Raw genomic sequence first — 19,551 nt, forward strand, 5'->3', positions numbered from 1 at the left:
CCGGCCCCATGCACAGCCGATTGCCAGAGCGACCGCGGAAGCCGACTTTTCCGACCAAACACATCCAAAGGAAGATCTCCCCATGAAAATCGCAGTTATTGGCGCAACCCGCGGTATCGGGCTTGAACTTGTTCGGGCAGCACTTTCCGACGGTCACGACGTAACAGCGCTTGTGCGTGATCCTGCGTCCATGACCGAAGAACATCCCCGCCTCTGTCTCGTAAAAGGCTCGGCCGAGGATGCAGCGGCCGTCGCCGAGGCTGTCAGGGGCCAGGAGGTTGCCTGTGACACGCTCGGGACGCGGAACGTGACAGGAGAGGTTCGCCTGTTCTCGAATGCGGCCGAGAAGATCGCGGCAGCCCTGCAGCCCGACCAGCTTTTGATCACGGTCACGGGGATCGGCACAGGAGACAGCAGGGGCCATGGCGGCTTTCTCTACGACAAGATCTTCATGCCGTTGATCCTGCGCCGGATGTATGCCGACAAGGACCGCCAGGAAGCCGTCATCCGCAACAAGGTGGCGCGCTGGATCATCGTGCGGCCCGGCTTTCTGACCAACGGTCCGTGCACGGGGAAAATACGTGCCGTGACCGACCTGCACGGTGTGAAAGCCAACCGCATTTCTCGCGCCGATGTCGCCCGGTTCATACTGGCACAGGCGAAGGCCCCCGAGTTCATCGGGAAGACGCCGCTGCTCATCGGTTCGACCTCAAAATGATTGTCCACATCGACCGCCCCGCCCGGCGCCTCGTGGGCATCATGCTCATGACGCTGATATTCACCGGCTGCGGGCAGGAAGCCGATGCTCAGCAGACCGGCAACGACGGAGAAGAAATGGTGTTCCAGCCCTCAGATCACTTCGATGGCGAACGGTTTATCAACCCGACGCTGGACGAGCAGGTGAAACCCGGCCTTCGGGATGTGTTCGGCATGATCTCAGAGGGTCGACCGTCCTGGCCGACCGGGATCGCCAACAGAGCCACCCCGCAGCTTGATCACGACCTCGGCGAGGATGGCATGGCCGTGACTTTCGTCAATCATGCGACCTTCCTGATCCAACTGCCAGGCGTCACCATCCTGACCGACCCGGTCTGGTCGGATCGGGTCAGCCCGGTGTCCTGGTTCGGTCCGAAACGGGTGCGCCCGCCAGGTGTCGACTTCGATGCGCTTCCCGAAGTGGACGTGGTGCTGATCAGCCACAACCACTACGATCACCTCGATTTGCCGACACTCAGGCGGTTGAACGCGCGTGACACACCGCTGTTTGTCGTGCCGCTGGGGAACCGGTCCTTGCTGCGAGACGCCGGCATCACGACTGTTGAAGAGCTGGACTGGTGGCAAGAGATCAACGTCCAGTCGGCCACCCGCATCGTCATGACGCCGGCGCAGCATTCCTCGGGACGGGGCCTTCGTGACAGAGATCGGAGCCTCTGGGCCAGCTACTTTATCCAACGCGGGTCGCGCAGTGTCTTCTTCGGCGGAGATTCCGGCTATTCGTCGCAATTCACGGACATCCGAGAGACGCTTGGCGCACCGGAGGTCGCGCTTCTGGGCATGGGCGCCTATGAGCCGCGCTGGTTCATGAAGCCTTTGCACATGAACCCCGCCGAAGCCGTCATGGCCCACCGGGACCTGCGGGCCGGCCATAGCATCGGCATGCATTTCGGCACGTTTCAATTGGCATCCGAGGCGTTTCAGCAGCCAGTCGAAGACCTGGAAAAGGCACTGGCCGAAGACCCGGCGCATGCCGAACGTTTTGCCACGATGCGGGAGGGAGAGGTTCGGTTCTTTCCCCTCGAACGCGGCAACGCAGGGGAATGATCTTCCTGTCGTTGGATCGCGCGCGACCCAACGCATTCGTGCAGGACACGCGTCTGCGGATCTGCGGAGACCGGACCGGCGTGTCGGCGTGAGAGCCGGGAACCTGCACCCAGAAGGGCTTTGCCACGCGATTGCTGTTTTCCGTCTCTCGCGACATAAACGCTTGCGCAGCGTCCTGCTCTCTGGCCTGAACCGTCTTGGCGCTTCGGCAGATGTCCGGGCATGCCCCAAGATTTGCTTGCAGCCGGTCGGGATCGGGTGATTTCGCGTCAGCGCGCATCACCGCCCCCCAAGGAGGACCCTTGCCCGCTATACCCCTGCCCTTCGTCGTTTCCGGCCTTCTGCTCCTTGTTCTCCTGCGGCTGTTCCTGCGCAGAAGCCGAGAGGTATGGTTCCTGATCTTCATTGCAGCCTGCGCCGTCCAGACCCTGCTAGTCGGTCTTCGGTGGAGCCTCGGATTTCATGAGGTCCATCTTGTCCAGCCGCTGCTTGCCTCCGTGCTGCCGCTCATCGCGCTGACGGCCTTCCTGTCGCTGCGGAGCCAGGTGCCGTCGCCTTGGCATCTGCTCTGGCCGCCCGCAGTGGTGCTGTCCGGGTGGCTTTGGCCCGGCGCCGTGGATGTCCTGCTGATCGTGGAATTCATCGCCTATGGCATCGCCATCCTGACCCTGCGGCTACCGGGCGAGGTCCTGACGCAAGTGCGGATCGGGGATGAATGGGCGATCTCGGCCGCGCGGATCGGGGTCGCCGCCCTTCTGCTGTTGAGCGCAATCTCGGATGCGGTCGTGGCGATGGCGTTGAGCGGGGGCAAACACGCTGTTGCCGGTCCGGCGATTGCCGCCGTGATGGGCGTGATGATCCTGGGGCTGGCCGGCGGGCTCCTGGGCTGGAGCAGCGCTGCAACGCCGAATGATACCGCCCCGGAAGTCGCGCCGGGCCCATCCGCAGCCACGCAGCCGGAGACCGAGGAGGATCTGGACGCAGGAAGCGAGGTCCTGTCCGCGGTCGAGGCGGTGCTGGCACGGGGGCTCTACCGCGATCCCGATCTGACGCTGGACCGCCTCGCCCGCCGCTCGGGCATACCGGCGCGAAAGATCTCCCGCGCCGTGAATGGTCTTATGGGGTGCAGCCTCACCGACCTGGTCAACGGCTACCGCGTCCGCGAGGCGATGCGGCTCTTGCGCGACACCGACCTGCCTGTCACCCAGGTCATGTTCGACGCCGGGTTCCAGACCAAGTCCAATTTCAACCGCGCGTTCAAGGCGATTGCAGGGCAGACACCAACTGCCTATCGCTCGACAGGAACGGGATGACCATCCGGGCGATTGCGTCATGCAACTCGGGCCTTGGCACCGTTTCGCCAGCGCAGACAAAGGCCTCATCCTGCAAAAGCGCCGCCGCCCCCGGCTTGCATGCGCTCATGAACGAGAAATGCGTCGCCCCGATGATCTCGGCATATCGGCTGGTTGCGGCCGGCAGCGACGCGGCCTGTGCCCGTCCTTCCCATGCCAGCGGCAGGGCCGGGTCCTCGATGCCGGACACCAGGGCCAGAACCGGCACCGGCAGCCCGGCCAGACTTTCGGGCGTAAAGGCGCGGATGCCTTCCATGTCCAGCAACACGGCCGCCGAGATGCGCGGGTCGCGCGCCGAGACCGGCGCCATGTCCGCTGACAACCCGCCTTCGCGATAGAGGATGCAAAGCAGCTTCCGGGTGTCGTCGCCGCAGGCGTCAATCAGCCGGGATGGATCGAAAACGCCGCCGGCCAGCAGAAGAGCCGTAGAGCCACCAAGCGAATGGCCAATGACCGATATCCGGTCCCGGTCAATCCGCGGTCCCAGGTCCGGGTCGGCCAGCAATGCATCCAGGCTGCGGGACATCTGGGCGGGCCGCGCATCAACATGCCTGGCCCAGGTCGGGTCCATGTCAGCGAAGGTGGTTCCGGGATGGTTGGCCGCAATGGCGATGAACCCGGCACGGGCCAGCCGCTCTGCCAGCCAGGCCTGATTGCGCCACAGCCCGCTATATCCGTGAGAAAGCAGCACCACGGGATGCGCGTCGCCCGCAAGCGGTGCATCCCTGACCACCGGCACGCCGAAGAAGACCTTGTTGTCGGCCACGAGCGACACCGGCGCGGCCTGATCCGTCGGATACCAGGCTACGGCCTCGATGCCGGGAACGGCGAGCGTGCGAAACCCGACGGCGACCGGCTCGGCCGCGGCGCCGGTGAGGCTGGACAGAAAGAGGAGGAGAAAGATGAGATGGCGCATTGGATTTCCAAGTTGGGATAACGCGCTGATCATCCCTGCAGAATGACGCCTTCGAGACCTCGAACACGATCGAGGACCTGAGAATTCCAAGAGGAATTGGCCGACGGGTTCCAGGAAGGCCCGGCCGTTCTTGATGGGATCCGGAACCGCCTTGAAGTCGCTTGTATATCCGCCCCGCTAACCGGGTCCGGCTCGCAGCTTTTGAGACCAGAATACGCGCGGCCTTGCCGTGTTTCCACTGAAGCGCCTCGATCAAGGCAGTCGGCGCCCCGGGCGGATGCCGACGTTCACCATCGCCTCAACCATCGAGCACCACTTGTGGTCGTGCCTGAGTAAACCGCCCAGGACACGCCCGACATGATGTTGGCACCGACATCGCGTATCGAAACGCTGGAGCACGCGCTGACGGTGATCGCGGACTGAGCCGTAAAGGCTGATACCCATCAGGCCGTCCAGGGCCGCCAGTATTCCGCTTTCACCGCCCGCACCGCCATCACGGCAAAGGTTCGACCACGGCCACCTCTCCGTGGGACAAACCCGACGAACCGTGATCACGGCTCTCTCATGATGCGCGTCATCGACGTGGCAATGCCCCTTGGCTACGGCCGTCGGACGGTTTGGAATTGGGCCGGTCGGGACCTTGTCGCAACTGTTTAAGGATGGCGCATCGAGCCGCCTGCGCCGCACCGTCCTCGGAACCCGTATCGACGGCCTGGAGGGCCAGCTGGAGGGTCAATTAGAGGACTGCCATGGTGGGTTGCCGGTGATCAAGCTCTGCTGCTTGAAAGATGGTGCGGTCGAGAAGACTCGAACTTCCACGGGAGTTACCCCACAGCGACCTCAACGCTGCGCGTCTACCAATTCCGCCACGACCGCACTGCCTAGGCTTGGTTCGCGCCGTATAGACGCGCGGTCGGGCGACATCAAGAGGCAAAAACGCCCCCATCCGACGCTTGACGTTTTTTCAGCTGGTCCGCAGGCTTGGCCGCGTAACCGCTTGCGCAAGGGAGCCCCGGCCATGGAACAGGACGACATCGTGCATGTGGTCGACGTGGACATCGTGTCGGACGTGGTCTGCCCCTGGTGCATCATAGGGTTTCTCCAGCTGCGCCGGGCGCTGGCCATGACCGGCCTCGGCGCGCGGGTGCGCTGGCATCCGTTCGAGCTGAACCCCGACATGGGCCCCGAGGGCCAGGACCTGGCCGAACACATGGCCGAGAAATACGGCACCAGCGCCGAGGACAGCCACCGGGCGCGGGACCGGCTGCGCCGGATCGGGGCGCAGCTGGGCTTTGCCTTCAACTACGACGACACCTCGCGCATGGTGAACACCTTCCGCGCGCACCAGCTGCTGGACTGGGCGGCCGAAGAGGGCCTGCAGCATCCGCTGAAGATGGCGCTGTTCGCGGCATATTTTACCGATCAGCAGGATGTTTCGGATATCGAGGTGCTAATACGGGCCGCCCAGGCCGCCGGGCTGGACGGCGAGGCAGCCCGCGAGGTGCTGACGAGCGAGGCGCGGGCCGATCTGGTCCGGCGGAAACAGGCGTTCTGGGTGCAGAACGGCATCAGCGGCGTGCCGACCATGTGCATCGGGGGCAAATTCGTCCTCACCGGCGCGCAGGAGGCCGAGACCTATGCCGATGTCATCCGCCAGGCCGCGCAATTGCCGGCGGCCTGACGGCAAATTTCGATGGGGCACGGCCCGGGCGGGCCAGACACCCCAGTCAGACCAGGCAGGGACGACCAGTCAGACGGGCCGGACTGACCGCGCCAGTCCGACGGGGCCGGATGGGTCCGATCGGGCGGAGCGAGGGAGCCCCGTCCGACAAGACACAAACCGGACGGGTCCGGTCAAAGGCCGACCAAGACCCGGGCGCGGGGCGCCTCAGTTGCCCGTCGAGAAGGTCGGCAGCCCGTCGGCCGGTTGCGAAGCCTTCTGCGGGCGCGGCGGCACGTCATAGGCCTGGTCGACGGCGGTCTGCAGCAGGGTGATCCGCGACGGGTCATCGGCATCGAACACCGCGGCCTGGCCGTTGCGCAGCCCGTCAAAGGCCGCGTCATACCATTCAACCGCCCGGCCCGGGGCGACCGGCGTGCCGAAGCCGCCGGCCAGGTGATGGCCGACCAGTTCGCCATAGGCCCCCTGCCCCAGCGCCACCAGCACCAGCGCCGATCCCAGCGCCACGCCCATGTCGTCGGCCTCATAGCCCACGCCCAGGCAGATCTCGCCGATGTCGATCATCTGGGCCGGATCGGCCCCGGCATCCGACAGGTAGACGGCGGTTTCGCGGATGATGTCCTGGCGCGGCTCGGTGGCCAGCCCGGTGACCATCGGGGCCATGACCGGGCCGAAACCGGCACATTGGGTGGCAATCTCGGCGCTGTCGGCATCGGCCACCTTGGTGGCCATGGCATGCGACGTGCCAATGGCCTCGGTCCGGGCCATGCAGAATTGTTCGTGCAGCACGTCGACCGGGGCCTGCATGGTCTGCACGGTCAGGTAGCCGCCGTTGGCCTGGGTCTTCTGGGCGACCATGGCGCAATGATCGGCCAGCGATTCGGGCGTGGCCGAGACCTGGAAGGTCGGCAGCCCGCCGGACGCGCCCTGGGTCACGGCGCTGTTGCCATCGGTCTGGCCCAGCCCGGCCATGTAGACCTTGAGCATGCCCTGGGCCTCGGACGAGCCCGGGGCAACGCCGGTGCCGGCCGCGCGCTGATGCGATTCGACCAGGAAATCCTGCTCGAACCCGGTCAGCTGGCCGGTGACGGGATAGCCCAGGTAGGATTGGTATTGCGAAATGGCCTCGCGGGTCTGGCGGCCGACCTGGCCGTCGACGCTGCCGGCATCGAAGCCGAAGAAGTTCAGGGCCGATTGCACGTCGCGGCCGGTCTGCGTGGCCGGGATGCCCGGCGCGGTGGACTTGGCCGCCCCGCCCGATCCGGTCGAGGCCGTGGTGCCCTGCGCGCCTGTCGATGGCGACGTGGCCTGGGGAAAGATCGTCTGGTTCTTCTGGTAGCTGCGGGTGGCCAGGTGGCCCAGCAGCCCGCCGATCGCCGCCCCGGCGACGAAACTGCCAGTATCGGCCGTGGCACGGGAGACGGGCGCAAGGGCAAGCGCCCCGGCCAGGGTACAGGTCAGCGCGTGGTTGATCTTCATGGTCGAGCCTCTCGATAAAAGCAGCCGGTCCCCTTCTTATGCGCAGGGGGCATGCATCGGCCAGCCGGCAGGCCCCGCCCCGCAAAGGGCACGCGGCAAGCCGCCTATTGGCCGGATAACGCCGGCGGGGGGCTGCCGGTTCCCCGGACGGCAGGCCCTGGGCTCGACCGAGGGGCCGGATCTTGCCAGCGCCCGGCCGGTCGTGGCATGTGCGCCGTCAGGCTTTGGCGGGAGGCAGGCATGGTCGAATGGATCACCACGGACGGGCTGACGGGCTATGACGAGGCCCTGGCCTTCATGGAGGCCCGGGCGGCGGCCATCGCGGCCGGCACGGCTGCGGAATGCATCTGGCTGGTCGAACATGCGCCGCTCTACACCGCCGGGACCAGCGCGCAGGCGCGCGACTTGGTGACGCCCGACCGCTTTCCCGTGCACCAGACGCGGCGGGGCGGGCAATATACCTATCACGGGCCGGGCCAGAGGGTGGTCTATGTCATGCTGGACGTGGGCCGGCGCGGGCGCGACGTGCGCCGTTTCGTGGCCGACCTGGAGGCCTGGGTGATCGCGGCGCTGGACGAGTTCAACGTGACGGGCCACATCCGCCAAGGGCGCGTCGGGGTCTGGGTCGAACGGCCGGAAAAGCCGCCGATGCCTGACGGGACGCCGCGCGAGGACAAGATCGCGGCAATCGGCATCCGGCTGCGCAAATGGGTCAGCTTTCACGGGCTGGCGATCAACGTCGATCCCGAGCTGGAGCATTTCTCGGGGATCGTGCCCTGCGGCATTGCCGAGCACGGGGTGACCAGCCTGGTCGACCTGGGCCTGCCGGTGACCATGGGCGACCTGGACGTGGCCCTGCGGCGCCAGTTCGAGACGGTGTTCGGCGAGGCGCCCCTGGGCTGAGACGGCGCCTGTGGGGGCGAACGGCCGGATATTTTCAAAGAGAAAGAAGCAGCAGGCCGGGCGAATCTGGTGCAGCTGGGCGCTGGTGGCGAGGTCGGGCTGGACGCAGGGTGCCCGGCGTCGTGCGGGCGGCAAGGTCAGGCTGGACGCAGGGTGCCTGGCGTGGCGCGGGCGGGAAGGTCAGCCCGGGCGCATTTGGCCCGTCGCGGCGCGGCAGGCGAAGTCAGGCCCGGTGCATTTGGCCCGGCGCGGCGCGGGTGGCGAGATCAGGCCGGGCGCGTTTGGCCCGGCGTGGCGCGGGCGGCGAAGTCAGGCCGGGCGCATTTGGCCCGGCGCGGCGCGGGCGGCAAGGTCAGGCCGGGTGGCCGATCAGCTGGGCATCGGCGCAGGCATGGCGGGCGCATTCCAGTTCCAGCGTCGAATGGGTGATGCCGAATTCCTCGGCCAGGCGCTGCTTGAGTGCGGCCTTGATCGCATCGGCCCGGTCCCAGTCGCCGGCCGAGATGACAACATGGGCTTCGAGCGCGGATGCGCTTTCCTGCATCTGCCAGAGATGGACATGGTGCAGGCTGTCGACCCCGGGCGTGGCGTCCAGGGCAGCGATCAGGTCGTGGGTGTCGGGGCTGCGCGGGCTGGCCAGCATCAGCACGCGGATGACCTCGCCGATGTCGGAGCGGACATGCATCAGGATGTAGCCCGAGATCATCAGGGTCACGACGGCATCGATCCAGTACCATTGGAACAGCAACACCAGCGATCCGGCAACGATGACGGCCAGCGAGCCCAGGGCATCGGCGACATTGTGCAGGAAGGCCGCGCGGATGTTCAGCGACTGGCGTGACATGGCATAGGTCAGCAACGCGGTCACCAGGTCGACGACAAGGGCCACGGCGGCGATCCAGACAACGGTCCAGCCGGCGATGGGCTCGGGGGCGAAGAGCCGGGTGATGCCTTCGTAGGCCAGGTAGAGCGACAGCAGGATCAGCGTGGTGTAATTGACCAGGGCGGCGACCATCTCGGCCCGGCCGTAGCCAAAGCTCATCCGGGCATCGGCCGGGCGGCGGGCGATGCGCCGGGCCAGGACGGCGATGATCAGGGCGATCGCATCGGAGAAATTATGCAGGGCATCGGCGATCAGGGCCAGCGAGCCCGACATCAGCCCGCCGATGACCTGGACGAGCGTCAGCCCGACATTGACCAGCACGGCCCAGGCCAGCCGGCGGTCACCGGTCGCACTGTCGACGTGGTGATGATGGTGATGGTGGTGGTGATGATGGCCGTGATCGTGGGGCATGGGCGGGGAACCTCCGGGCGCAGTGTTGCGCGGGGCGCGGGCAACGGCAAGGGGGGCGGCCATGCGCCGCAGAGCGTGGGAGAGCGGCCACGCCGCATGGCCCGGCCCGGTGGCATGGTTGGGCTTGAGGGCGCGGCACGGCGCCGGCAGCACCGACTGCCCCCTGCGGCAAGTCTCGGCGCCCCCCGCCCCCTGCATCTTGGCCACGGCTGCATAGTCCACCCCGGGGCATGATGGGGTCCGGGGCCATGACCCGCGCGACGTGGCCGCGCCGCCACAGGGCAAGGCCGGGCGCAGGCAGCGAATTGACCGGCGCCGGGTGGCATCGTAGCCATCGGGGAACGGCGGGCGAACCGCCGACAGGCATTTCGGAGCAGACACATGAAGACACTGGGCGCCCTCGCGCTTGCCGCGACGACCCTTGCCGTGCCCGCAGGGGCCGTCGAACTGACCGGCGGGTCGGTCGAGCTGGGCTATTCGGCCTTTACCGAGGAAACCGACGTCAATCGCACGATCCTGCGCGGCCAGGCCGAGCTGGGCTTCACGCGCAACTTCGCGGCCCAGGTCGATGCCGGTTACTATGGCTATCACTACCTGGGCGACGGGGTGAACCTGACCGCCCACGGCATCTATCACGGCAGCGAAACCGCGTCTTTCGGGGTCTATGTCGGCTATGACGAGATCGAGAGCGTGTCGGCCACGACCTATGGCCTGGAAGCCGGCATGCTGCTGGCGCCCAGCGTGATCGCCGAGGTCTATGCCGGGGGATTCGATATCGAAGGCGAAGGCGGGCTGATGATGGGCGTGGAAGTGGCCAATGCCTTCGGCAACGGGCTGAGCGCCCGGGCCGGGATCGACCACGTGAATTCCGATTTCGGCGTCGACGTCACCAGCATCGAGCTGGGCCTGGATTACAAGGTCACGCCGCAGACCGGGCTTTATGCCGAGGTCGGTTCGACCAGGCTGTCGGGCTTTGGCGCGTCGGGGAGCGAAACCTATGTCGGCGCGGGCGTGACGATCGATTTCGGCGCCAAGCGCGGGGCCACCTTCGGCTATCGTTCGCTGTTCGACCTGATTCCCGGGCTCTGACCAACGGGGCCAGGTGCCTGAACAGGTGCCCCGGCACGGATGACATGCACGGGCGGTGCGGGGAAACCCGCGCCGCCCGTTGTCGTTTGGGCTGTGCCCAATGGAGTCTTGGGCCTTGCCGCGTGTCGTTTGGGCCGTGCCCTGTGTTACCGTGGCCTCGCCCGGCACCAGGCGCACCCAGCGTCAGACTGGCCCGCCCTCAGACTTGCCCGCCGTCAGACTGGACCCGTTTCAGACTGGCCCGGCGACAGATCGACCCGCCGTCAGGCTCTCGCGGCGTCAGGCCGCGGCGGCTATGGCCGCGCGGATGCGCTCTGCCTCGGCGGCGATGGCCTCCATGTCGCCCTGCTGGCGCGGCGGACGCAGGGCATCCCCGTCGCGCCGGGGCAGGATGTGGAAATGCAGGTGATAGACCTCCTGCCCGCCGGCCGGTTCGTTGAATTGCTGCAGGCTGATCCCATCGGCCCCGTAGGGCGCGCCCAGCAGGGCCAGCGAGACCTTCTGGACGGTCTTCAGGCAGGCCGCCAGCTGGTCGGCCGAGGCATCCAGCATGTTGCGGCAGGGCGTCTTGGGGATGACCAGCATGTGGCCGTCGACCCGGGGCATGATATCCATGAACACCAGCGTCTCGGCGTCTTCGTAGACCCGGAAGGCGGGAATTTCCTCGCGCAGGATCTTCGCGAAGATGTTGTCGTCGGCATAGGGTTCGGGCGCGTAATCCATCGCGTGCATCCTTGCTCAGGGGGGATTCCGCCCGTTTGTGCGGCCGCAGGGGCGCAAGGTCAAGAAAACCGCGCACAGCTCCATTCGGGGCCATGCCGGGCCGAGTCGCCCCGGCCCGGCCCGCGCTTTCGCCCCGCGACCCGGTCGCAACAGGCACGCGGCGGCCAAGGCCCGGCAAGCGGCCCGGGTCAACTTGGAAAAAGGTCCCGGATCGGGCGTGGCAACAGGGCCCGCCGGGCGGGGGCGCGGCAATTTTTCTTGATCTGGGTCAACCTGCGGCATTGATGCACAGGGTCTGGCATTCTAATACCTGAATGAATATCGGGCCGCCTTGGGGGTGGCCCCGTGACGTGACGCAACAGGAGGCACCTAGATGGCAGATGCAGCCATTCACGGTCACGAACATGAAGACGAGCGGGGGTTCTTCACCCGCTGGTTCATGTCGACCAACCACAAGGACATCGGGATTCTCTACCTGATCACCTCGGCGCTCGTCGGGCTGGTCTCGGTCAGCTTCACCGTCTACATGCGGCTCGAGCTGATGGAACCCGGCGTCCAACTGATGTGCCTCGAGGGGGCGCGGCTGTTCCCCGGGTCGGCGGAATGTACGCCGAACGGGCATCTCTGGAACGTCCTGATCACCGGCCACGGCATCCTGATGATGTTCTTCGTGGTCATTCCCGCGCTCTTCGGCGGCTTCGGCAACTACTTCATGCCGCTGCAGATCGGCGCGCCGGACATGGCCTTCCCGCGAATGAACAACCTCAGCTACTGGCTCTATGTCGCCGGGACCACGCTGGCGGTCTGCTCGGTCTTTGCACCGGGCGGCAACGACCAGCTCGGCTCGGGCGTGGGCTGGGTGCTTTATCCGCCGCTGTCGGTCAACGAGGCCGGCATGTCGATGGATTTCGCCATCTTCGCCGTGCACCTGTCGGGGGCGTCGTCCATCCTGGGCGCGATCAACATGATCACGACCTTCCTGAACATGCGCGCGCCGGGCATGACGCTGTTCAAGGTGCCGCTGTTCGCCTGGTCGATCTTCGTCACCTCCTGGCTGATCCTCCTGGCCCTGCCCGTGCTGGCCGGCGCGATCACCATGCTGCTGATGGACCGCAACTTCGGTTTCACCTTCTTCGACCCTGCCGGGGGCGGTGACCCGATCCTCTACCAGCACATCCTGTGGTTCTTCGGCCACCCCGAGGTCTACATCGTGGTCCTGCCGGGCTTCGGCCTGATCAGCCACGTGATCGCGACCTTCTCGAAGAAGCCGGTCTTCGGCTACCTGCCGATGGTCTGGGCCCTGATCGCCATCGGCGCCATCGGCTTCGTCGTCTGGGCGCACCACATGTACACGGTCGGCCTGACCCTGAACCAGCAGGCCTATTTCATGCTGGCAACCATGGTCATCGCCGTGCCCACGGGCATCAAGATCTTCTCGTGGATCGCGACGATGTGGGGCGGCTCGATCGAGTTCAAGACGCCGATGCTCTTTGCCTTCGGCTTCCTGTTCCTGTTCACCGTGGGCGGCGTGACCGGCGTTGTGCTCAGCCAGGCCGGCGTCGACCGCTACTACCACGACACCTACTACGTGGTGGCGCATTTCCACTACACCATGTCGATGGGCGCGGCCTTCACGATCTTCGCGGGCTGCTACTATTACATGCCCAAGATCACCGGCCGCATGTATCCCGAGAAACTGGGCAAGCTGCACTTCTGGCTGTTCTTCGTCGGCGTCAACCTGACCTTCTTCCCCCAGCACTTCCTGGGCCGTCAGGGCATGCCGCGGCGCTACATCGACTATCCCGAGGCATTCGCCCTGTGGAACCACGTGTCGTCCTGGGGTGCGCTGATCAGCTTCTCGTCCTTCCTGCTGTTCTTCGGCATCGTGATCTACACCGTCCGCAAGGGCGCCGTGGAAAACCGCCCGAACTACTGGAACGACTACGCCGATACGCTGGAATTCACCCTGCCCTCGCCGCCGCCCGAACACACGTTCGAGCAGCTGCCGAAACAGGAGGACTGGGACAAGGGCCACGCCCACTGATCCCGGCCTCCGGCCAGACAAAGACGGACAACCCCGGCCCTCGCGCCGGGGTTTTCTTTTGTCCCACGGCCTTTGTCGCCGGCCTATTGCGCCCTGCGCGCTCCCCGCGTCCCCCGGTCCGTCCACGCCCCACGCCGGAGCCCTTCGCCCCCTGGGCGATCCACGCCGCACCGTCTGCACCCGCGCTGGTCGCGTCCGCCGGTCCAACAACGCGCCAAAGCCCGCGCCCCCAGGCCCAAGGGCCATCCACGCGGCAAGGGCCAGTCCCGCGCTCCCAAGCCCGGTCACGTCACAACCTCCGCGAACCTCGCCCACCACCGCGGCAGCCATCGGCGTCAGAACGGCCACGTCGCTCGCCCCCCGGCCCACCGCCCCCCCCAACGCTCGCCCATCCGTGCCGCATCCCCGGCCCATGGCCTCAAATTGCCGATAGCGCCCTGCCTCCGGCTCTCGACAGACGGTCCCGCCGCTATATAACCGGCCCATGCCCTATCGTTGGACCGACGCCCAGGACCTGTCCGACCGCAGCCCGCGGCAGATGCACCTCTGGCCGCACCAATCCATGACGCCCAGGGGATTCGCCCTGTTCATCGGCATCACCTTCGGCCTGCTTCTGCTTCCGCTGATGCCCCTGCTCGGCACCTTCCTGCTCTGGGGCCTGCTGCCCTTCCTGATGCTCGCCCTCTGGGGCATCTGGCGCGCGCTCAACGCCAGCCGCCGCCGCGCCCAGGTCCTGGAAATCCTCACCCTGACCGATGACACCGCCCGGCTGACCCGCCACAATCCGCGTGGCGATATCCAGGAATGGGAAAGCAACCGCCACTGGGCCCGCCCGGCCCTGCATGTGCGCGGCGGCCCGGTGCCCAATTACGTCACCCTGCGCGGCCCGGGCCGCGAGGTCGAGATCGGCGCCTTCCTCTCCGAAGACGAACGCAAGGCCCTCTACGGCGAGCTCGACGCCCTCTTCCGCCACCCCTGACCGCCCAAGCGCCAGACGCCCCAGATCAAGCGTACCGCTCCGTCCCAAGCGCTCCGGCCCCAAAGACCCCAAGCACCCCACCCGAATACAAAGAAAGGCGGCCCCAACCGGCGCCGCCCTCCTGCTTCTTTCTCTTTTCAAGTATTCCCGGGGGAGTCCTCGTTCACGAGGACGGGGGCAGCGCCCCCTCCAACCTTGGTCACCTGCACCGTCCTCGGGACAGGCCGCCGTTGCTCGGCCCGCCACCGCGCATCCGGCGCAAGGCACTGCAAACAAAGGTCAGACTGGGCCCCCATGGCCCTCAATCAACCACCGTCTCTGGCGTCAACAGCCGGCCATCGCCCTGTCATCCGTCACACCGGCAGAGCCACCAACCTATCATGGCCTCGGCGCCCCTGACCTGCCCCGGCCAGACGGGGACCGTCACCGCAACGGCACGCGCGTCAGCCCGCGCCGCTCTTGTCATAGGCCCCCGCGCCGGACCGATCAGCCCGCGCAGAGACGCTTCTTGACCAGCGGCCCGACCTTGCCGAAATCCATCTGGCCGGTGTGGCGCGCCTTCAGCTCGCCCATCACCTTGCCCATGTCCCGGATCGAACAGGCCCCGGTCGCCGCCACGGCATCGGAAATGGCCGCGTCGACCTCTTCCTCGGCCAGCTGCTTGGGCAGGAATTCCTCGATCACCGAGATCTCGGCCGTTTCGCGTTCGGCCAGGTCCAGCCGCCCGCCTTCCTCGTAGACACGCGCGCTCTCGTGGCGCTGCTTGACCATCTTGCCGAGAATCGCCAGCACCTCGGCATCGCCGACCGCAGCCTCCTCGCCGTCGCCGCGCTGCGCGATCTCGCGATCCTTGATCGCGGCATTGATCAGACGCAGCGTCGCCAAACGGTCGGCCGCCTTGTCCTTCATCGCCTGCTTCAGGGCCGCATTGACCCGCGCACGCATATCCATCTGTCTCATCCCATCCCTAGGAGCTGCAAATCCCGGAACTTACACAAAACGCCCCGGCCTCTCAACCATGCGCAGGGCATTCCGTTCCGTGACCCGCCCCCGCGGCCCCGTTGACAGCCAAACGTGCCCGCCTCTTGACCCCTTTCGGGCGCTCCCTTAGATCTGCGCCGATTTCCCCCGCCGATGCCCGATAGGAGCTGCCCCATGTCCCGCACCGCCCCCGCCCGGCCCACCGCCTGTCTTGCGCTCGCGGATGGCACCCTGTTCTACGGACGGGGCTTCGGCGCCACGGGCCGAACCGTGGCCGAGCTCTGCTTCAACACCGCCATGACCGGTTACCAGGAGATCATGACCGATCCGTCCTATGCCGGCCAGGTCGTGACCTTCACCTTCCCCCATATCGGCAATGTCGGCGTCAACGCCCAGGATGACGAGGCCAACACCCCGGCCGCCGCCGGCATGGTCGTCAAATGGGATCCGACCGAGCCGTCCAACTGGCGCAGCACCGAGCGGCTGACCGAATGGCTGGCCCGCAACGGCCGGGTGGCCATCGGTGGCATCGACACCCGGCGCCTGACCCGGGCGATCCGCCAGCAGGGCGCGCCGCATGTGGCGCTGGAATACAATCCCGACGGCAATTTCGACATCGAGGACCTGGTCGCCGCCGCCCGCGGCTTTGCCGGGCTCGAAGGCATGGACCTCGCGGGCGAGGTCACCTGCGCGCAATCCTACCGTTGGGACGAGATGCGGTGGGCCTGGCCCGACGGCTATCCGCGCCAGGAGGCCCCGGTGCACAAGGTCGTGGCGATCGACTATGGCGCCAAGCGCAACATCCTGCGCTGCCTGGCCACCGCCGGCGCCGATGTCACCGTCCTGCCCGCCACCGCCACGGCGGCCGAGGTGCTGGCCCACAACCCCGACGGCGTCTTCCTGTCGAACGGCCCCGGCGACCCGGCGGCGACCGGCCAATATGCCGTGCCGATGATCCGCGAGGTCCTGGACACGACCGATCTGCCGGTCTTCGGCATCTGCCTCGGCCACCAGATGCTGGCCCTGGCCCTGGGCGCCCGGACCGTCAAGATGAACCACGGCCACCACGGCGCCAACCACCCGGTCAAGGACCTGGAGACCGGCAAGGTCGAGATCACCTCGATGAACCACGGCTTTGCCGTCGACGCCCAGACCCTGCCCGACGGCGTGATCGAGACCCACCAATCGCTGTTCGACGGGTCGAACTGCGGTATCCGCATGTCGGACCGCCCGGTCTGGTCGGTCCAGCACCACCCCGAGGCCAGCCCCGGCCCGCAGGACAGCTATTACCTCTTTGAACGCTTTGCCGCCGCCATGGCCGCGCGCAAGGCCGAGGTCGGCTGAGCCTGCCCCCGCCCGGGCGCGTGCGCGAGCGGACCGATATTGCGACAGTTTGAGCCCGCCCGCCGGTTTTCCGGTGGGCGGTTAAGCATTCGTTAAGGGCTTTTGATCATCCTTCCGCCACAGCGGAGGGAGGCCGGGCGCGCATGAGCGAAGCCCATCTGAGACTGGTCAAGACGCCCGAGCCTGCTTGCGAGGATCCTCCGCGCAAGCCGCTTGGCCGTTACCTTGTCGAAGCCGGCAGCCTGACCACCGAACAGCTTGTCCGCGCGCTGGACATCCAGCAATCGGTGCCCGCGCGGCTGGGCGACATCCTGCGGGCCGAAGGCTGGACCCACGACGGCGACCTGGCCCGCGCCCTGTCGGTGCAACAGGGGCTGGCCCGGATCGACCTGGCCGAACATCCGCCCGACCCCACGCTGATCGGCCTGCGCGCGCCGCGTTTCTGGATGAAACACGGCGCCCTGCCCTGGGCCCGGCTGAACGATGCGCTGGTTGTCGTGGCCGGCGATCCCGATGACGCGGCCAATGTGCGCGCCGCGCTGGGGCCATCGGCCGCCGTGCTGACAGTCATTGCCGATGCCGGCCAGGTCCAGGCGCATCTGGCCCGCCTGCTGCGCCCGCGCCTGGCCGCGGCCTCGCTGGCGCGCGTGCCCCCGGAATACAGCTGCCGGTCCTGGCGTGCGGCCCGGACCTGGCAGCGCCTGCCGCTGGCCATGGCCCTGGCCGTGCTGGGTATCTTCCTGATCCTGCCCTACCAGGTCATCGCCGGGCTCAGCCTGCTGGCCATGGCCTCGCTGATGCTGGTCGCCGCGCTCAAGACCGCCGGGCTGGTGTCCTATCTCACCGCCCCCCGCGCCCATCGCCACCGGCTCGAAGACGACACCACCGCCACCGCCCCGACCGGCCCGATCCCTGCCGACGGCCGCCACCGGCCGCGATTCTCGGTGCTGGTGCCGCTTTATCGCGAAGAGGCCGTGGCCGAACGCCTGGTCACCCGGCTGCAGGCGCTGACCTATCCCAAGGCGCTGGTCGAGGTCCTGCTGGTGCTCGAAGAACATGACGCGATCACCCGGGCCGCCCTGGCCCGCAGCACCCTGCCGCCTTGGATCCGCGTTGTCACCGTGCCGGCCTATGGCGGGCTGACGACCAAGCCCCGGGCGATGAACTTTGCCCTGGATTTCTGCGACGGCGACATCATCGGCATCTGGGATGCCGAGGATCTGCCCGCGCCCGACCAGCTGGAACAGGTGGCTCACCGCTTTGCCCGATGCCCGCGCAACGTGGCCTGCCTGCAGGGTATCCTGGATTTCTACAATGCCCGCAGCAACTGGCTGGCCCGCTGTTTCACCGTGGAATACGCCAGCTGGTTCCGGGTCATCCTGCCCGGCATCGCCCGGCTTGGCCTGGTCGTGCCGCTTGGGGGCACAACCCTGTTCATCCGGCGCAGCGTGCTGGAACGGATCGGCGCCTGGGATGCCCATAACGTGACCGAGGATGCCGACCTGGGCGTGCGGCTGGCCCGCTACGGCTATGTCACCGAGATCATGCCGACCGTCACCCGCGAAGAGGCCAATTGCCGGCCCTGGCCCTGGATCAAGCAGCGCTCGCGCTGGCTGAAGGGGTTCATGGTCACCTATCTCGTGCACATGCGCCATCCGCGCCGGCTGTGGCGCGACCTGGGGGCGCTGCGTTTCGTGTCGGTCCAGGCGTTCTTCCTGGGCACGGTATCGCAATTCCTGCTGGCCCCGGTGCTGTGGTCCTTCTGGCTGCTGATGCTGGGCCTGCCGCATCCGGCCCGGGCGGTCCTGCCCGAGAACGGCACCTCCCTGCTGCTGGGCGTGCTGCTTTATGCCGGGGTGATCAACCTGGGCACCGGGGCGCTGGCCACGCGCGGGGCCGACCGCCGCCACCTGCTGGGCTGGGTGCCCAGCCTGGTGTTCTATTTTCCGCTGGGTTCGGCCGCGGCCTACAAGGCCCTGTGGGAACTGGCCACCGCGCCCTATTTCTGGGACAAGACCGAACATGGGCTGGCGTCACCGGTCGATGACCCCGCCCCGCCATCAGACGCTGGACCGCAGGACGCCCCGGCCACCGCCGTGGCCAGCGCGCCGGATGATCCCCTGGCCCTGGGCCTGCCCCCGGACGCCCATGCGCCCGGCATCGCTCCGCCGGGCGATACAAAAGCCCGCCAACACCCGCCCGATCAGCCCCTTTCGCGCTGACCGGCATCCTGTTTCAACCGGGTCATGAAGGCGATCGAGATATGTTCCTTCAGCGCCAGGTCCGCGGCATCCTCGTCGCGCCGTTCGATGGCCGACACGATGCCGTCATGTTCGCTCTGGGCGATCTCGCCCCGACCGGTGGCCGCCAGCGAGGTCGTGGCCATCAGCGCCATGGTCCGGTGCACCAGGTCGAGCTGCTGGACCAGGTAGCGGTTGTGCGAGGCCAGGTGGATCTGCTTGTGGAACCGGCGGTTGGCCCGCGACAGCGCCGCCGGATCGCTGACCAGCGCATCATCGGCCGTGACCATGTCGCGCAGCACGCGGATCTCTTCCTCGGTGGCATGGCGCGCGGCCAGCCGGGCGGCCAGCCCTTCCAGTTCGCGCCGCACGACGTAAAGCTCGGCCATCTGGTTGTGGTCCAGCGAGGCCACGATCAGCGACCGCCCGTCGCGCTCCAGCAGCGATTGCGTTTCCAGCCGCTGCAACGCCTCGCGGATGGGCGTGCGCGACACGCCGAACCGCTCGGCCAGGTCGCTTTCGACCAGCCGGTCGCCGGGCTTGTAAAGCCCCATGTCGATCGCCTCGAGAACGAGGCTATAGGCATCCGTCTGGGTCGTCTTGCTCTGGTTCATCTGGTCCCGGTCCTCCGTCGGCCGACCTTATCGGCTTCCCGCCGGGGCCTTCAAGTGCGCCATTGGTTGCAACGCCGCCCGGCGGGGCCTA

16 protein-coding genes and 1 tRNA gene are annotated in these 19,551 nt (G+C 67.2%); 10 read left to right on the plus strand and 7 right to left on the minus strand.

Annotation, left to right across the window (positions count from 1 at the left end; all coding sequences use genetic code 11):
- Positions 1-82: 82 nt before the first annotated feature.
- From ACK3BB_RS17410 to ACK3BB_RS17420, 3 genes are all read left to right on the plus strand, one after another.
- Positions 83-718: an SDR family oxidoreductase gene (locus ACK3BB_RS17410; RefSeq protein ID WP_428925907.1), complete on the plus strand. Its 636-nt coding sequence runs from the start codon at positions 83-85 to the stop codon at positions 716-718.
- A complete protein-coding gene (locus tag ACK3BB_RS17415) occupies positions 715-1,821 on the plus strand; it encodes an MBL fold metallo-hydrolase (protein WP_428925908.1) in 1,107 nt (368 codons plus the stop codon). The genes ACK3BB_RS17410 and ACK3BB_RS17415 overlap by 4 nt, the downstream gene beginning before the upstream one ends.
- 302 nt (positions 1,822-2,123) lie before the next feature.
- The gene (locus ACK3BB_RS17420) at positions 2,124-3,134 is read left to right on the plus strand and encodes a helix-turn-helix domain-containing protein (protein ID WP_428925909.1); all 1,011 of its coding nucleotides are present in this window, start codon (positions 2,124-2,126) and stop codon (positions 3,132-3,134) included.
- Here the strand turns inward: ACK3BB_RS17420 and ACK3BB_RS17425 are convergent.
- Together ACK3BB_RS17425 and ACK3BB_RS17430 are read right to left on the minus strand one after the other, a co-directional pair.
- Positions 3,079-4,089 carry an alpha/beta hydrolase family protein gene (locus tag ACK3BB_RS17425; protein WP_428925910.1) on the minus strand — a complete coding sequence of 337 codons (1,011 nt, stop codon included), beginning with the start codon at positions 4,087-4,089 and terminating at the stop codon, positions 3,079-3,081. The two genes, ACK3BB_RS17420 and ACK3BB_RS17425, sit on opposite strands and share 56 nt — an antisense overlap.
- Before the next feature lie 789 nt (positions 4,090-4,878).
- A tRNA-Leu gene (locus ACK3BB_RS17430) sits at positions 4,879-4,965 on the minus strand.
- Positions 4,966-5,107: 142 nt separating this feature from the next.
- Here ACK3BB_RS17430 and ACK3BB_RS17435 point away from each other — a divergent pair.
- Entirely contained in the window at positions 5,108-5,770 is a 663-nt protein-coding gene (locus ACK3BB_RS17435) for a DsbA family oxidoreductase (protein WP_428925911.1), read from the plus strand.
- A 207-nt stretch (positions 5,771-5,977) separates the two neighbouring features.
- Here the strand turns inward: ACK3BB_RS17435 and ACK3BB_RS17440 are convergent, their stop codons facing one another.
- Positions 5,978-7,249 carry a peptidoglycan-binding domain-containing protein gene (locus ACK3BB_RS17440; protein WP_428925912.1) on the minus strand — a complete coding sequence of 424 codons (1,272 nt, stop codon included), beginning with the start codon at positions 7,247-7,249 and terminating at the stop codon, positions 5,978-5,980.
- A gap of 240 nt (positions 7,250-7,489) precedes the next feature.
- On the opposite strand from ACK3BB_RS17440, the gene lipB reads away from it, so the two are divergent.
- The gene (gene lipB, locus ACK3BB_RS17445; protein WP_428925913.1) at positions 7,490-8,152 is read left to right on the plus strand and encodes a lipoyl(octanoyl) transferase LipB; all 663 of its coding nucleotides are present in this window, start codon (positions 7,490-7,492) and stop codon (positions 8,150-8,152) included.
- A gap of 352 nt (positions 8,153-8,504) precedes the next feature.
- Here the strand turns inward: lipB and ACK3BB_RS17450 are convergent, their stop codons facing one another.
- Positions 8,505-9,446, minus strand: a complete 942-nt coding sequence (locus ACK3BB_RS17450; RefSeq protein WP_428925914.1) for a cation diffusion facilitator family transporter — start codon at positions 9,444-9,446, stop codon at positions 8,505-8,507.
- 381 nt (positions 9,447-9,827) lie between these two features.
- Between ACK3BB_RS17450 and ACK3BB_RS17455 the strand changes: the two genes are divergently transcribed.
- The gene (locus ACK3BB_RS17455) at positions 9,828-10,535 is read left to right on the plus strand and encodes a hypothetical protein (protein WP_428925915.1); all 708 of its coding nucleotides are present in this window, start codon (positions 9,828-9,830) and stop codon (positions 10,533-10,535) included.
- 279 nt (positions 10,536-10,814) lie between these two features.
- Here the strand turns inward: ACK3BB_RS17455 and ACK3BB_RS17460 are convergent, their stop codons facing one another.
- Entirely contained in the window at positions 10,815-11,258 is a 444-nt protein-coding gene (locus ACK3BB_RS17460) for an HIT family protein (RefSeq protein WP_428925916.1), read from the minus strand.
- Between the two features lie 373 nt (positions 11,259-11,631).
- On the opposite strand from ACK3BB_RS17460, the gene ctaD reads away from it, so the two are divergent.
- Positions 11,632-13,302, plus strand: coding sequence for a cytochrome c oxidase subunit I (gene ctaD / locus ACK3BB_RS17465; protein WP_428925917.1), 1,671 nt, complete (start codon positions 11,632-11,634; stop codon positions 13,300-13,302).
- 484 nt (positions 13,303-13,786) lie between these two features.
- Positions 13,787-14,281 (plus strand): DUF2244 domain-containing protein, encoded by a 495-nt coding sequence (locus ACK3BB_RS17470; protein WP_428925918.1) that lies wholly within the window; start codon positions 13,787-13,789, stop codon positions 14,279-14,281.
- Between the two features lie 486 nt (positions 14,282-14,767).
- Here ACK3BB_RS17470 and ACK3BB_RS17475 read toward each other — a convergent pair whose 3' ends face one another.
- On the minus strand, positions 14,768-15,232 hold the full coding sequence (locus ACK3BB_RS17475; RefSeq protein WP_428925919.1) for a GatB/YqeY domain-containing protein: 465 nt from the start codon (positions 15,230-15,232) through the stop codon (positions 14,768-14,770).
- 204 nt (positions 15,233-15,436) lie between these two features.
- On the opposite strand from ACK3BB_RS17475, the gene carA reads away from it, so the two are divergent.
- Together carA and ACK3BB_RS17485 are read left to right on the plus strand one after the other, a co-directional pair.
- Positions 15,437-16,606, plus strand: coding sequence for a glutamine-hydrolyzing carbamoyl-phosphate synthase small subunit (carA, locus tag ACK3BB_RS17480; RefSeq protein WP_428925920.1), 1,170 nt, complete (start codon positions 15,437-15,439; stop codon positions 16,604-16,606).
- A 143-nt stretch (positions 16,607-16,749) separates the two neighbouring features.
- On the plus strand, positions 16,750-18,828 hold the full coding sequence (locus tag ACK3BB_RS17485; RefSeq protein ID WP_428925921.1) for a glycosyltransferase: 2,079 nt from the start codon (positions 16,750-16,752) through the stop codon (positions 18,826-18,828).
- Here ACK3BB_RS17485 and ACK3BB_RS17490 read toward each other — a convergent pair.
- Positions 18,810-19,460, minus strand: a complete 651-nt coding sequence (locus ACK3BB_RS17490; RefSeq protein WP_428925922.1) for a GntR family transcriptional regulator — start codon at positions 19,458-19,460, stop codon at positions 18,810-18,812. The genes ACK3BB_RS17485 and ACK3BB_RS17490 overlap by 19 nt on opposite strands.
- Positions 19,461-19,551: the final 91 nt, after the last annotated feature.

This window comes from Marinibacterium sp. SX1, assembly GCF_050389775.1.
Taxonomy (GTDB): Bacteria; Pseudomonadota; Alphaproteobacteria; order Rhodobacterales; family Rhodobacteraceae; genus Marinibacterium.